The organism is Sphingomonas panacis, from assembly GCF_001717955.1.
Lineage (GTDB): Bacteria > Pseudomonadota > Alphaproteobacteria > Sphingomonadales > Sphingomonadaceae > Sphingomonas > Sphingomonas panacis.
Genome location: NZ_CP014168.1, coordinates 3,540,167 through 3,554,878, shown reverse-complemented (window position 1 = coordinate 3,554,878; position 14,712 = coordinate 3,540,167). Strand labels below are relative to the sequence as shown.

General features: G+C 63.3%; 11 protein-coding genes and 2 pseudogenes. 11 read left to right on the top strand and 2 right to left on the bottom strand.

Translation table 11 applies throughout. The features are described from left to right. Positions 1-6: 6 nt before the first annotated feature. Entirely contained in the window at positions 7-1,353 is a 1,347-nt protein-coding gene (locus J0A91_RS16200) for an MFS transporter (protein WP_069207409.1), read from the bottom strand. Between the two features lie 198 nt (positions 1,354-1,551). Here J0A91_RS16200 and J0A91_RS16195 point away from each other — a divergent pair, with 198 nt between their 5' ends. From J0A91_RS16195 to J0A91_RS16170, 6 genes are all read left to right on the top strand, one after another. Then, positions 1,552-3,975 carry a TonB-dependent receptor gene (locus J0A91_RS16195; protein ID WP_069205769.1) on the top strand — a complete coding sequence of 808 codons (2,424 nt, stop codon included), beginning with the start codon at positions 1,552-1,554 and terminating at the stop codon, positions 3,973-3,975. 198 nt (positions 3,976-4,173) lie between these two features. Beyond that, positions 4,174-5,778 (top strand): glycoside hydrolase family 3 protein, encoded by a 1,605-nt coding sequence (locus J0A91_RS16190; protein WP_240502046.1) that lies wholly within the window; start codon positions 4,174-4,176, stop codon positions 5,776-5,778. After that, positions 5,772-6,821, top strand: a complete 1,050-nt coding sequence (gtdA, locus tag J0A91_RS16185; protein ID WP_069205768.1) for a gentisate 1,2-dioxygenase — start codon at positions 5,772-5,774, stop codon at positions 6,819-6,821. The genes J0A91_RS16190 and gtdA overlap by 7 nt, the downstream gene beginning before the upstream one ends. After that, positions 6,818-7,516 (top strand): fumarylacetoacetate hydrolase family protein, encoded by a 699-nt coding sequence (locus J0A91_RS16180; protein WP_069205767.1) that lies wholly within the window; start codon positions 6,818-6,820, stop codon positions 7,514-7,516. The genes gtdA and J0A91_RS16180 overlap by 4 nt, the downstream gene beginning before the upstream one ends. Beyond that, positions 7,509-8,147, top strand: coding sequence for a maleylacetoacetate isomerase (maiA, locus tag J0A91_RS16175; protein ID WP_069205766.1), 639 nt, complete (start codon positions 7,509-7,511; stop codon positions 8,145-8,147). The genes J0A91_RS16180 and maiA overlap by 8 nt, the downstream gene beginning before the upstream one ends. A gap of 24 nt (positions 8,148-8,171) precedes the next feature. Continuing rightward, on the top strand, positions 8,172-9,758 hold the full coding sequence (locus tag J0A91_RS16170) for a sulfatase (RefSeq protein WP_150126941.1): 1,587 nt from the start codon (positions 8,172-8,174) through the stop codon (positions 9,756-9,758). Positions 9,759-9,814: 56 nt separating this feature from the next. Here J0A91_RS16170 and J0A91_RS16165 read toward each other — a convergent pair. After that, positions 9,815-10,111: pseudogene (locus J0A91_RS16165) on the bottom strand (integrase core domain-containing protein); the annotation flags it as partial. Between the two features lie 233 nt (positions 10,112-10,344). Between J0A91_RS16165 and J0A91_RS24875 the strand changes: the two are divergent. The 5 genes and pseudogenes from J0A91_RS24875 to J0A91_RS16140 form a co-directional block, all read left to right on the top strand. Then, positions 10,345-10,524 (top strand): annotated as a pseudogene (locus J0A91_RS24875) (IS66 family insertion sequence element accessory protein TnpB); the annotation flags it as partial. Between the two features lie 309 nt (positions 10,525-10,833). Next, positions 10,834-11,897 (top strand): IS630 family transposase gene (locus J0A91_RS16155; RefSeq protein WP_169833225.1). Its coding sequence is split into 2 segments (ribosomal slippage): positions 10,834-11,325 and positions 11,328-11,897, totalling 1,062 coding nucleotides; the frame shifts between segments, so codons are not numbered across the junction. A gap of 63 nt (positions 11,898-11,960) precedes the next feature. After that, entirely contained in the window at positions 11,961-12,308 is a 348-nt protein-coding gene (tnpB, locus tag J0A91_RS16150; RefSeq protein ID WP_069203775.1) for an IS66 family insertion sequence element accessory protein TnpB, read from the top strand. Between the two features lie 61 nt (positions 12,309-12,369). Continuing rightward, positions 12,370-13,923 (top strand): IS66 family transposase, encoded by a 1,554-nt coding sequence (gene tnpC, locus J0A91_RS16145; RefSeq protein ID WP_083224481.1) that lies wholly within the window; start codon positions 12,370-12,372, stop codon positions 13,921-13,923. A gap of 98 nt (positions 13,924-14,021) precedes the next feature. Further along, entirely contained in the window at positions 14,022-14,387 is a 366-nt protein-coding gene (locus J0A91_RS16140) for a hypothetical protein (protein WP_069203773.1), read from the top strand. Positions 14,388-14,712: the final 325 nt, after the last annotated feature.

Genomic DNA, 14,712 nt, shown 5'->3' with positions numbered 1-14,712 from the left:
GCCAGACTATATGGACATGCGATCGGCATCGGGGGTGGCCAGCGCCGCCGCATAGCCCTTCAACCCCAGCAACAGGAACAAAAGCGCCAGCGGCGACGCGATCGCGCATACGGCTGCGATCGCGAGCGGCAGCTCTCCCGGGTCGGCGAACCAATAGTCGGTGACCAGCGCGATGGCGAGCGGTCCGCCGGCGGCGCCGATCAGGTTGACGAGCAGCATGTATCCGGACGAGACGAGCGCGCGCATACGGTTCGGGGTGACCTCCTGTAACGCCGCCAAACCGCCGCCGAAATTGAACCCGGCGAAAAAGTTCATCATCCCGATCAGCGTCAACGCCCATGTCGCGGTGCTCATCAGCGGGAAGGCGACCGAGACCGGAATGAGGGCGGAAAAGCCGAGCAGCGCCGCTTGGAGATTGGCGTAGCGAAAACCCCGGCGGCGGAGGAACCCGGCGAAGAGGCCGCCAGCGAACGTCCCTGCCACCCCGCAGACCAGCACGAGCGGGCCGTAGCTCGCACCGATCTGCCCCGTCGTCATGCCGAACTTGCGCTCGAGAAAGGCTGGAATCCACGCGCCGGTCGCGTTGCCGACCAAGATCATCAATGCGAAGCCGACACCGATGCCGGTATAAGCCTGCCACCGCCCCCGGAGTTGCGCGAAGAAGCGTGGCAGAGGGACGATCGTCGTCTCCCCCGTGCTACCCTGACGCACCGGTTCGCGGATCGCGAGCAGGACGATCGACAGGAGGATTCCGGGAATACCGAGCAGCAGAAAGATCAACTGCCATCCCTTCACGTCGCCGATCACCGGCAGCGCGACGACCGCCGAGGGCGGGACGTGGGTGGCGATCAATCCGCCGAGCACGAGCGCGAGCGCGCCGCCGACGTAGATGCCCATCTGATAGATGCCGAGCGCAACGGGCAGGCGGTCCTTGGGAAACGTGTCGGCGAGGATAGAATAGGCCGCAGGGCTCAGTCCGCCCTCGCCAGCCCCGACGCCGACTCGCGCCAGGAAAAGGGCGGGGAAGCTGCGCGCGATTCCGCAGATGGCGGTTGCGACACTCCATATAAACACCGCGCCGACGACGATGTTGCGTCGATTGGAGCGATCGGCGATCCGCGCGACGGGAATTCCGACGATGACGTAGAACAGGGTAAAACTGAGTCCATAGAGCAGACTCATGCCTGTATCGCTGACGTGGAGGTCCGCTTTGATCGGCTGGACGAGTAACGCCAGCGCCTGCCGATCCACGAATGCGAGTGTATTGGCCATCATCAGCAGAATCGCGGTAGTCCAGGCGACTAATGGGCGTGGCCATGCCGCGCCCGCGCGCGCAACGTTCGATTCCGTCACGATCGACATCCCCTCTTGTTTTACCGCTAAACTAAATGTTCTTTCGCGTGTGTCAATCGCGCATGCCTGCCGGCCACGAGTCAGCCAAATTTATTAGCGCTAAAAGGAATGGCGGTTGACAGAGAGCGCCAGATTCATTTAGCGCTAAATCAACAGTGCCGGATCATTGTCCGGTAAACTGATACAGGGGAGGTTTCTATGTCACGCAGCTTCGTTTCGGCCGTCTTGGTTGGCGGCTCGGTTCTCGCCCTAGCCGTGTCCGCCACGTCCGCATTCGCGCAGACCGCTCCGGCCACGCCAGCATCCAATCAGACTTTCGGCGACAGTGCCGGGCAGGGCGACATCGCCGAGCCCGCGATCGGGGATATCGTGGTTACGGCACAGCGCCGGTCGGAGCGGCTTCAGGACGTGCCGCTGGCGGTGACTGCGGTTACCGCAGAGGGGCTCGCCCAACGCCAGATCAGCGACACCAATTCGCTCGTGTTGGCGGTGCCATCGCTTAGCTACCAGCAGGGCGCCAATCCGACCAACACCAGTTTCCGTATCCGTGGAGTTGGCACGGCGCTGTTCGGGCAGGGCGTCGAATCCTCGGTCTCGGTCGTGACGGACGGCGTCGTCGCGATCCGCGCGGCGCAGGGGTTTTCTGACCTTGCAGACGTCGAACAAGTGGAGGTGCTGCGCGGGCCGCAGGGCACGTTGTTCGGCAAGAATGCGTCTGCGGGTGTCATCAACATCACCACCGCGCTGCCCAGCAACACCTTTCAGATGAAAGCCGACGCAACGGTCGCAGAACATGGCGAATACCGGGCGCGCGGCACGGTATCGGGGCCGATCAGCGACACTTTGCGCGCGCGCGTAACCGGTTTCTACAGCGACGTCCGGGGGATCACGCGGAACATCGCCACCAATAGCTGGGTCAACGGCTCGAAGAGCTGGGGTGTTCGCGGCAAGTTGGATTGGGACGCGACCGACACGCTGAACCTGGTCGCTGCAGCCGATTATCGCAAGACCGATGCCGATTGCTGCGCGTCGACGCTCATCAACATCGCAAATCCGCTGCTCCAGCGGCTCGCCGGGCCGATCCAGGCGACGCGCGAAAATCGCACGATCAGCGAAGACGCGAACACGTATGCAAACTCGAAATCGCAAACCTATTCTCTGACGGGCAATCTCGATCTCGGCAGTGCGACGCTCACGTCGATCACCGCGTATCAGAAGTTCGATCTCGACGTGAACCAGCCGATCGACCGCATCAATGCACCGGTTCCGCTGTTCGTCGGTGCCAACGCGGCCTATTCGTGGTGGAACCAGAATCATGGTCGGGTCGACCTCAAAGGGTTCACACAGGAAGTCCGCCTCGCCAACCGGGGAAACAGCGACATCAATTATGTCGTCGGCGTCTTCTATCTGAACAGTTCGATCAACCGACCCTTCGACCGCCGCCGCGCGCGATGCACTGCGGGAACGCTCGGGCAGCCCTGCGCGCCGGGCAACATCGTCTATCAGTCATCGGCGAGCGACATCACACTGGACCAGCAGAACATCTCCGTTTTCGGCCAGACCGACTTCAAGATCGTCGGCGGGCTGCGGGCGATCGCGGGCGTCCGGGTGCAGCATGAGAAGGGCACGAACGCGGGCACCCGGATCGCACCGATCCAGCCCGGCGACACTGTCTTCCCGAACAACCCGCCCAACTCGGGTTCCTTCTCGGCCAGCGATACCGCTGTGACGGGCAAGGCCGGCCTTCAGTACGAATTCAATCGCAACCTGCAGACCTACGCCACCTACACGCGCGGCTATAAGGGCCTCGGCTTCGAAATGGAGATCGGCGGCAATCTGGCGGCCCAATCAGCTGTCGAGCCCGAGCACGTCAACGCCTATGAGATCGGCGCGAAGGGCCGGACCGCCGATGGATCGCTGAGCTTCGCCGTCGCGCTCTTCCGCTCGGACTATACCAATCTTCAGGTTCAGGCGAACCGCTCCGATCCCGTGACGGGCGTCGTCCAATTCGTCACGACCAACGCCGGGAGTTCGCGCTCGCAGGGTGTCGAACTAGAAGCCACGCTTCGCCCGAGCCGAAACCTGTCGGTCAACATGGGCGTGACCTACGCGCGGTCGCGGATCAACATCGACGGGCTGAACTGCGGGCTGCAGTTGCAGGCGGCGGCTCCGGTCATCGCCACGGGCGTACCGACCAACGTCTGCTACAGATCCGCCGCAGGTGCGACACCGCAGCAGAACCTGCGCGACCGGCCGCTCCAGGCCAGTCCTGACTGGCGCATCAGCGTGGCGCCGCGATGGGACTTCCAGTTGAGCAGCGCACTCGACGCCTTCGTGCAGTCTTCGCTCGCCTATACCAGCGCGCAATATTTTACGTCGGAGCTCGATCCGCTGACCATCCAGCCAGCGTATGCGATTGTCGATGCCAGTGTCGGCGTGCGGACCAGCGATCAGCGCTACAGCCTGACGCTATTCGTGCGGAACCTGTTCAATGAAAACTACCTGACCAGCATCGGCCACAATTCGTTGCTGTCGACGACCGCCAGTCCGTTCGACTTGGTCGGCACGTACAACAAAGATTCTCGTCGCTACGCTGGCGCGACCCTTGGTGTGAAATTCTGACGCCTCTCGGATCGGCATCGGTGGTGTCGATCCGCTTTCGTAGGAATGCGTGATGATGAGGAACGCGTGGTGTTCGATGTAAACAGGGACAGCAGCGGCCAGGCCGACGCTCCGAAGCCGATGAACGGGATGCACGGACGGTCGCCGCTTGCCCTCGATGCTGACGGTGAAGCCTGGGTTGCAACAACACGCGATGCGATGAGCATCGCGGATCAGGTGTCCCAGTTGTTCGTGTTTGCCTGTGAGGGGGAACACGACGACACTGTCGATGCGATCACCGCCCTGCGCCCGGGCGGTATCCACCGCTTTCCGACCGGCCCGATCGACGGGGTCTGGCGCGCGGCGCGGCGGATGCTGGAAAGTGCGGACGTGCCGCTGGTGATGAGCGGCGATATCGAAGGCGGGACGATCAGCTATCCCTTCGCGACCGCGGTTCCCAACCAGATGGGCCTTGCGGCGTGCGATGATCTGGACCTGAGCGAACGGATCGCCCGCATCGTCGCGCGCGAAAGCCGCGCGCTCGGCTACGACTGGTCGTTCACGCCAGTGGTCGACGTCAACGCCGAGTTCCGCAGCGCGATCGTCGGTACGCGGTCCTACGGATCGGATCGCGAGACTGTGCTCGCCCAGGCACGCACCTATGTTCGCGCGCTTCAGGCGGAAGGCGTGGCGGCCTGCGCCAAACATTGGCCGGGAGACGGATTCGATTCGCGCGACCAGCATCTCGTCACCAGCGTCAACCCGCTCCACATGGACGCGTGGCGCGCGCTGTTCGGCAAGATCTACGGGACGCTGATCGGCGATGGCGTGATGACGATCATGTCGGCGCATATCGCGCTGCCCGCCTATATCCGTGAGCGTGACTCGTTGGCGGGTCGCGATGCCTTCATGCCCGCAACGATTTCGCGTCTTCTCAATGAAGACTTGCTACGCGGCGAACTCGGTTTCCAAGGGCTGATCGTGTCGGACGCGACCGGTATGGGCGGCCTGACGAGCTGGATGGAGCGCGAAGCCGCCGTGCCCGCAGTAATTGAGAACGGCTGCGATATGTTTCTGTTCAGCCGCAACCCGGCGCGAGACATCGATCTAATGATGCGCGGTCTGCGCGCAGGCCGGCTGTCCGAAGAGCGGTTACACGCGGCGGTGACACGTATTCTGTCGTTTAAGGCAGCGCTCGGCCTGCATCGCAAGTCAGTCGAGGAACGCGTTCGCCCGCTCGATGCGATGACCACGATTTTGCGCACGCCTGAAAGTCAGGCCACAGCGCGGGAAGCGATAGGCCGGGGTGTCACGCTCACGAAGGACATTGACGGCCTGTTCCCAATTGGTCCCGCGGTGCACCGTCGCGTCGTCGTGATCGCAGAGGAAGGATGGAGCTTCTTCGTCGGCGCACTTGAGCGCAGTTTCGAACCGTTCCTGGCCGAACTGCGAACGCGCGGGTTCGAGGTGCGGATGTACGATCCGGGTAAGCATCCGACACCGGAGGACACCGATCTGGTACTCTACCTCGTTGGGCAGGAAGCGACGCCTGCGGCATATCACATCTACCTCGACCTTCCGAAGCTGCACGGGGGGCATCGCAAGGGAATGACGCAATATTGGCGCGAGATTCCGACGGTGCTGATCTCGTTCGGCCAGCCCTATTATCTGTTCGATGCGCCTACTGCTCGGGCCGCGATCAACGCCTACAACGCGCTCGAACATGCGCAGGTGGAGGTCGTCCGGCGGATGGTGGGGGACGCCCCCTTCACAGGGGTCAGCCCGGTCGATCCCTTCTGCGGACAGGAACAGGCGAGATGGTAGAGCGCCCAAATGACCAGCGCGCGCAACTCGACGCGCTCTATGCCGACATGACACCGCGGCATCTGCTGCCATTGTGGGAGAGTCTTCATGCGCTCGTGCTGCCGGAGCCGAAGTCGCCCGCCGTACCGTGGCAGTGGCGGTATGACGATGTGCGCGCGTATCTGATGCGCGCAGGCGACGCGATCAGCGCCGAGCAGGCCGAACGTCGCGTGCTTATCATGGAAAATCCGGGGTTGCCTGGGTGGAGCGCAATCACACCGAGCCTCTACGCCGGATTGCAACTGGTGTTGCCGGGTGAGGTCGCGCCATGCCATCGGCACAGTCAAAGCGCGCTACGCTTCGTCATGGAAGGTTTGGGCGCCTTCACCGCGGTTGATGGCGAAAAGGCGATGATGGAGCCGTTCGATCTCGTGCTGACGCCAGGCGGCCAATGGCATGATCACGGCAACCCGTCACCGGCACCGATGATCTGGCTCGACGGCCTCGATATTCCCATCGTGCGGCTGTTTGATGCATCGTTCGCCGAACGGCTCGGTACTGCGGCGCATCCCGAAACCGTTCCCGCCGGCGACACCCTGGTCCGCTACGGTCACAACCTGCGCCCGATGCGCGGCAGCACCGCGGATCGTCGTCCGGGCGCACGTCCGATGTTCCACTATCGTCATGCCACCTGGCGCCCGGCGCTGGACGCGATGGCGACGACGGCGGAGATCGATCCGCATCTCGGCCATGCGCTTGAGTTCCTCAATCCCACCGATGGCGGCCCGGTGCTGCCAACACTCTCGGCGCATGTCCGGCTGTTGCCAGCCGGCTTTCAGACCCGGCCACGACGATCCACCGACGGTTCGGTTTTCGTCGTTGTCGCCGGCACGGGCGAAGCCCTGGTCGGCGAGGAGACGATCACGCTTGAGGAGCGCGACGTTGTCGTGGTGCCCTCATGGATGACGCTTACGTTACGCGCGCGGTCTGAACTCGTTCTCTTCGCCTATTCGGACAAGGCCTCGCAACTGGCGCTCAATTTTTACGGGGAGCAGAATCTGTGACGATCCTTTTTAGTCCCTTGCCTCCAGTGCTGGCCGCGACCAGCGACGGCAACCTGTTTCCGGTGCGTCGCCTGTTCTGTATAGGTCGCAATTACGCTGCCCACGCCCGCGAAATGGGGAAGGACCCTGATCGTGAGCCGCCCTTCTTCTTCACCAAATGGGCAGAAACCGTCGTCCCGACCGGAACAACGATCGCCTACCCGTCGCTGACCGCGAATTTACAATATGAGGCAGAGTTGGTAGTCGCAATCGGCACTGGCGGCCGTGACATCGATCCGGCCGCGGGCCTTGATCATGTCTACGGCTACGCCACCGGACTCGACATGACCCGTCGCGACCTGCAGTTCGAAGCGCGCGACAAGGGGCGGCCGTGGGATACCGGCAAGAATGTCGAACAGTCCTCGCCGCTTGGTATGATTCACCCTGTCACAGCGGTCGGCCACCCCACTACGGGATCGATCCGGCTGACCGTCAACGGTGAAACGCGGCAGGACGCCGATCTCGACGAATTGATCTGGCCGGTCGCCGAGGTAATCGCGCACGTCAGCCGCGCGTATCGGCTGGAGCCGGGCGACCTGATCTACACCGGTACGCCCGCCGGGGTCGGCGCGGTGGTGCCGGGCGACACGATCGTCGTCAGCATCGCGGGGCTGAGTGACACGGTGATCACCATCGGTCCTTGCGCCGATGACTGATCTGCCGGTTCTTCACGGATATTTCCGTTCGTCGGCGAGCTATCGCGTCAGGATCGCGCTCAACCTGAAAGGCATCGCCTATACCGATGCCTTTCACCACCTGCGCCGCGGCGAGCACCGCGCGCTGGAGTTCCTGGCGCTCAATCCGCAGGGGTTGCTGCCGGCACTGGAAAGCGTGGACGGGGCGCTGACGCAAAGTCTGGCGATTTGCGAGTATCTCGATGCGATAGTGCCCGAACCGGCGCTATTGCCGACCGGGCCGTTCGAACGCGCGCGGGTGCGCGCGTTCGCGTTGGCGATCGCGTGCGACGTCCATCCGCTCCAGAACCTGACCGTCCTCACGCGGTTGCGCGGGGCGGGGCTCTCCGAGGATGCGGTGACGGATTGGGCCAGGGAGGTGATCGACGAGGGCATGGCAGCTTGTTCGGCCCTGATCTCTGACCGCGACGGCCCTTATTGCTTCGGCGCACAGGTTACACTGGCGGATCTCTGTCTGATCCCGCAACTGGCCAATGCGCGACGGTTCGGCGCCAGCACCGATTGGCCGCGGCTGGCTGCGATCGAGGCTGCCTGTCTCGCACTTCCGGCGTTCGATGCTGCGCGACCGGAGAGGCAACCCGACGCCGAATAGGCTTCCAACGAAAGACATGATGCGATGATCGGCAAAAGAGTTCGATGGATCGGGATGGGCGTGGCAGCGATGGCGCTGGCGACAGGGGCGATATCCGCGCCGCCCGCGTTCGCGCGGCCTGCCGGCGGTCGGGCCTCGGCTCCGGCGCTCGCCCCGCGGGCTCGCCCAATGAACGTGCTCTTTATCATCGCCGATGACCTCGCGCCGCGGATCGGCAATTACGGCTGGCCGGTGCGGACACCCAACATCGACAGGTTGGCGTCGCAAGGCGTCAGCTTCGATCGGGCCTATGCGCAATTTCCCTGGTGCGGCCCCAGCCGAGCCTCATTCCTGACCGGCACGCGGCCGAATACCACCCGGGTTATGGATTTGGCCACGCCGTTCCGCGCCGCCTTGCCCGACATCCAGACGATTCCCCAATATTTCCGCGCCAACGGCTATTTCTCGGGGCGCGTCGGCAAGATCTTCCACCAGGGCGTACCGACCGATATCGGCACGGGCGGCCCCGACGACGGCGTGTCGTGGGACGCAGTAGTTAACCCGCGGGGCCGCGACCGCGACGCCGAAGATGGGAAGTTGAAGGTGCTGACCCCGGGCATCCCCTATGGCTCCGCGTTGGCCTATCTCGACGACGAGGGGGCCGACACCGAGCAGACCGACGGCAAAGTCGCCACCGCCGCGATCGAGATGATCCGTGCACACCGGAACACGCCCTTCTTTATCGGCGTGGGCTTCTATCGCCCGCACGTACCGGAGGTCGCCCCCAAGAAGTATTTCGACCTTTATCCGCTTGAGAAAATCCAGGCGACGCCGCAATCAACTACCGACCTTGCCCGCCTGTTGCCGGCATCGAAGGCGTGGACGCCCGACAACTTCGGCATGACGATCGACGAACAGCGCCGGATGATCCGTGCGTATTATGCCGCGACCAGCTTCATGGATGCGCAGGTCGGTCGGGTGGTCGATGCTTTGGAAGAGATGGGACTCGCCGACGATACGATCGTGGTTTTCACCAGCGATCATGGCTTCATGCTGGGTGAACACGGCCAGTGGATGAAGAACATCCTTTGGGAGGAATCCGATCGCGTACCGCTCATCCTGCGTGTCCCGGGCATGAAGAACCGCGGCAAGCGATCACCGCGCACGGTCGAGTTGCTCGACCTTTACCCAACGCTGACGGGCTTGGCCGGACTCCCCCATTATGCGCGCAACGAAGGCACGAGCCTCGAGAGTTTGTTGCGCAATCCTGCAACCCGTACCTGGACGAAGCCTGCGCTTTCCCAGATTCGTGGCGGACGAAGCGTCCGCACGGAACGGTGGCGATACACCGAGTGGGAAGAAGGCAGGCTTGGGCGCGAACTGTACGACCACCGGATCGATCCGCAGGAACGGAACAACCTTGCCGAAAATCTACGCTTTGCGGCCACGGTCGCCGAGCTCCGCGCCTTGCTGCCGCGCGGTTCGGTTGAGAAACGACCATCCGCAGTCCGGTATGATGCTATTCGCGACTGTACCTATTTCCCACAGCCAAAACCTGGCGCCGCCAAGGGTGGTGCGCCAGGTGGCGAGGGTGGGGGAGGCCTCAAGCGCTGCGACGCGCTTGATCCTTGAGCGGCGTCGGTTCGATATGAAGCGTCCCCGGTTTCCTGGAGGCAGTTTGGTTTTGGTCATGCTGCCATATCGAGATCCTGTTTGGCAGCATAGTAGTTCACCTCAGCCTCGGCGGGCGTGACGTAGCCGATCGGGGCAAAGAGGCGTTGGTTGTTGAACCAATCGACCCACCGCAACGTCGCCATCTCGACGACGGCGAGGCTCGGCCATGAGCGCTGCCGCCAGATGACCTCTGCCTTGAACAGGCCGTTGATCGTCTCGGCAAGGGCATTGTCGTAGGAATCCCCGACGCTGCCGACCGACGGCACAAGCTTTGCCTCCGCCAGGCGCTGGGTGTAGCTCATGGCGAGGAATTATGTCCTGATCGTCGGCGGGATAGTTGAATTTACACCGAGACAAGCAGCGAATGTCGGGCGCGGCTTAGGCGGGTCCCCGCAACCATACACCACACATACCAAACCGTCTCAGGTCAGCCCGAGGCGGTTTTTTATTGCCTTTTTTCCACGCCTTCCGCGTAAGCGAGGTCTGAAGGCCGCCTTGCGGGCGGGGCTCTCGACGGGCTGATAGCCGCCCTTTGAGCGGGGCGATGATGTCGGACGAGAGCGGGTCAGCGGGCGATGGAGCGAGCAGTCATACGAGCGGTCGTATGAGTAGTCGGATCGAGATTGTCGGCCGGGTGTCAGGGCGGCGGCACTGGACCGTCGAGCAGAAGCTGGCGATCCTGCGCGATGCCTTTGGGCCCGAAGGCTCGGTCCGCGCGGCCATCGAGCGCCATGAGGTCGGCAGCGGCGCGATCTACACCTGGCGCCGCCAGGCGATGTCGGGGGCGCTGACCGGGATCACCAAGCCAGCGGTGCCGAGCTTTGCCGAGGTCCAGATCAGCGAGCCTGCGGTGATGTTGCCGGCGCCGTCGTCGGCCGCGCCGGGTAGCGGGCAGATCGGGATCGAGCTCCCGTCTGGCGTGCGGCTGACAGTTGACGCATCATACCAACCTGCGTCGAGGCTGACTCACGTAAGGGATACCCAAACGGGTGAAAGTCTGAATCTATGGCGCCCTGGATCGGAGGGCGTGACCATGGGATCAGCGATCGGCTTGCGGGACGATTTTGACGGAGCTGCATTGAGGAGATTGGCGCGCGGGTCGAAGAGCGCGAACCAGACTCGTCGTCTTTTGGCGTTGGCCGAGATTTATGACGGCGGCAGCCGGACCGCAGCGGCACGGATCGGCGGGGTGGGATTGCAGATCGTGCGCGACTGGGTGGTGCGGTTCAACGCCCGCGGTCCCGATGGGCTGCTTGATGGCAAGGCCCCCGGGGCCCGTTCCCGGCTCGATGATGCGCAACGGCGGGCGCTGGTTGAGGTTGTCGAGCGCGGTCCGATCTCGGCGATCCATGGCGTCGTTCGCTGGCGGCTGATCGACCTGGTCCAGTGGTTATACGACGAGTTCGCGGTGTCGCTCGATGAAACCACCGTGGGACGGGAATTGAAGAAGCTGGGCTACGTCAAGCTCACGGCGCGCCCTCGCCACCATGCCCAGAACGAGCTTGCCATGGATGCCTTCAAAAAGGGGGCTTTGCCGCCGAGCTGGCAAAGGTCGGAGCGATCCTCCCGAAGGGCACGCCCATAGAGATATGGTTCCAGGACGAAGCGCGGGTTGGCCAGAAGAACAAGATCACGCGGCGTTGGGCCCGGCGCGGGACACGGCCATCGGCACCCAAGGATCAGCGGACGAAATCAGCCTATATCTTCGGCGCGATCTGCCCCGAACACGGCAAGGGCGCTGGGCTGGTGCTGCCCTTCTGCAATACCGAAACCATGTCGCTGCATCTGACCGAGATATCGCTCGCCGTCGCCCCCGGCGCGCACGCGGCCGTGCTGATGGATCAGGCTGGCTGGCACATGACCGACAAGCTGGATGTGCCTGCCAATATCAGCATCATCGCCCTGCCAGCCAAATGTCCCGAGCTCAACCCGGTCGAAAACATCTGGCAGTTCATGCGCGAGAACTGGCTCTCCAACCGGGTCTTCACCTCCTACGACAACATCGTCGATCACTGCTGCGACGCGTGGAACAAGCTCCTCGATCAACCATGGCACATCATGACCATCGGCCGCCGAAAATGGGCTCGTGGGTCATGATTAATGCAGGTTGGTATCAGTCGATGCCGAGGCGCTATCGCGGGTGATCGGTGTCCTGGCACGATGATCCCGCTTCCCCCGCTGACACGGATATTTCTGGCGTGCGGCGCGACCGATATGCGCAAAGGGTTCGATGGCCTGGCGGTGCTGGTGCAGCAGGCGCTGGAGCAGAGTCCGCATTCCGGCGCGCTGTTCGCGTTCCGGGGCAAGCGCGGCGATCTGGTCAAGCTGCTCTGGTATGATGGCCAGGGGTTGTGCCTGTTCTCCAAGCGCATGGATCGAGGCCGGTTCATCTGGCCGTCGACCCCAACCGGCACGGTAGCGATGACCGCGGCACAACTTTCAATGCTGTTGGAAGGCATCGACTGGCGGCGGCCGGAGCGCACATTCACACCGTCGCTGGCGGGCTAAAAATGCCCGGATTCCTGCGCTTTTTCTGGCTCTGGAACCCACGATCTGATATATATTCGCGGTGTCGGACGCAGCCCTTTCCGCCCCTGATAAAGACGCTCGGATCGCCGAGCTGGAAGCCGCATTGGCGACCGCCCACGCCGATATTACCGCTCGCGATATCCTGATCGATACGTTGCGCGTGCAGCTTGCCCGCCTCAAGCGCATGCAGTTCGGGAAGGCGTCCGAGAAGCTCAACCACGAGATTTCTCAGCTCGAGCTGGCGCTCGAAGAGCTCGAGGCCGAAGCCGCCACGGTGAGCGCGCGGCGCGTCGATCCTGCCACCCTCGATCGGCACGCGCCGGTTCGAGCGCTCCCGGCCCATCTGCCGCGTGAAGAACAGCGGATCGAGCCCGAGCACGGCAACTGCACCTGCCCCGATTGCGGCGGGCTCTTGCGCCCACTGGGTCAGGATAGCGACGAGATGCTCGACGCCGTGCCGGTCCATTGGCGGGTCGTCCGTACCATCCGGCCCAAGTATAGCTGCCGCGCCTGCGAGAAGGTCGTGCAGGCAGCGGCACCCGTAAAGGCTATCGCGCGCGGCAAGGCGACGTTCGGAACGCTCGCCCATGTCGTGGTCGCCAAGTTCGACCATCACCTGCCACTCTACCGCCAGGCGGAGATGATGGCCGCGCAGGGCATCGATATCGATCGCTCGACGCTCGCCGGCTGGGCCGGTCAGGCATCAGCATTGCTCGATCCGATCGTCAGCCGCATCCGCGAGGTCGGGCTCACCGCAACCAAGATCCATACCGACGACACGCCCGTGCCGATGCTCGATCCCGGGCGCGGCAAGACCGCGACCGGCAGGATCTGGGCCTATGTCGTCGACGATCGCGCCTCGGGCGCCACCACGCCGCCGCTGGTCTGGTATAAGTTCACTCAGGATCGCACCGGCAGTCATCCCCAACAGCAGCTCGCCAGCTTTACCGGGTTCCTGCAGGCCGACGGCTATGCCGGTTACGACAAGCTCTACAGCACCAACCGCGTCACCGAGGTCGCCTGCTGGGCGCATTTCCGGCGCAAGATTTTCGATATCCACGCGACCAAGCCGACGTCGCTCACCACCGACCTGCTGGCCCGTATCACCAACCTCTATCGGATCGAGGACGAGATCCGCGGCCACCCGCCAGACGTTCGTCGACGAGGCCGGCTGGAACGAACCGCACCCTTGGTCGAGGCGTTGCGCATCGCGCTCGACGACGCCTTGCGACGCCTCTCGCCAAAGTCCGAGATGGCCAAGGCGATCGCCTATGGCCGCAAGCGCTGGACCGCGCTCACGCGGTTCCTCGACGACGGCCGGCTGGAGATCGACAACAACATCGCCGAACGTGCGATCCGCAGCATCGCGATCGGCCGCAAGAACTGGCTGTTCGCCGGATCGAAGGCTGGCGGCGAACGCGCTGCCGCGATCTACACGGTCATCGAGACCTGCAAGCTCAACGGTGTCGAGCCGCAGGCCTATATAGCCGACGTCATCGCCAAAATCGCCGGCAACTGGCCTGCCGCGCGCTGGGACGAACTCATGCCGTGGAACTGGCGCCCAGACTTTCAGGCGATCGCCGAAGCCGCATAAGCAATGTCGCAATTCGCCATACACGACCACTAAAAGCAGGTGTGGCCGCCCCGTAAGCAACCGTTGACATTCGACATACTGATCGCTTCTTTTGCACGATGGTCGACGCTTCTGATGTTGCCTTTGTTGCGCCTTGGCGCCCCCTTGAACATGACGTCGAGCGGGAGGGTTTGCCGCGCCAGTTGGCAAAGGAGCTGTCGCCGGATCATCCACTTTGGTCTGCAGGGTGCGAAGTGATCGGCCGTGCTGACAGCAACGACGACATTCTGACTGTTTGCAAGGATGGCCGCTTCGCTATCGTTCATCTCACCTGGGGCCAAGGCCCCGGCAACGCCGAATACCCACACACAGTGATTTACAACAGCGCCAACGAGTTAAACGATGCCCTCTGGCGGGACGCCGTTTGGCAAGGCTTCGTGGACGACTTTGATCCGAACGATCCGAGGCTTCAGGTCAGCGCGTGACAGCCGTAGTCCAAGGCAGTTCTTAGCGATCTCCAGCAACGGCCGGACGGTCGCAACCACCAACTATCACCGTTCCGCGGCCTTCAGGCCACGCTTACCCTTCCGCCGAGTCGCAGGCCGCCAGATCCGCTCACCGGATCGCTCTGGATGCCACTACGTCGTAAGCGCGAAATCACCCCCACATTCCAGAACTGATGGGTATCGGCGATAGCATGTCCGCAGGGTAGCTTGGCGGGTAAGACACATGCTTCATGACGAAATTAGTTTCGAAACCGGCGGCGGTGAGCCTCCGGTGCGGCACCTGGATGTTGTGAGCGGCCCTGGC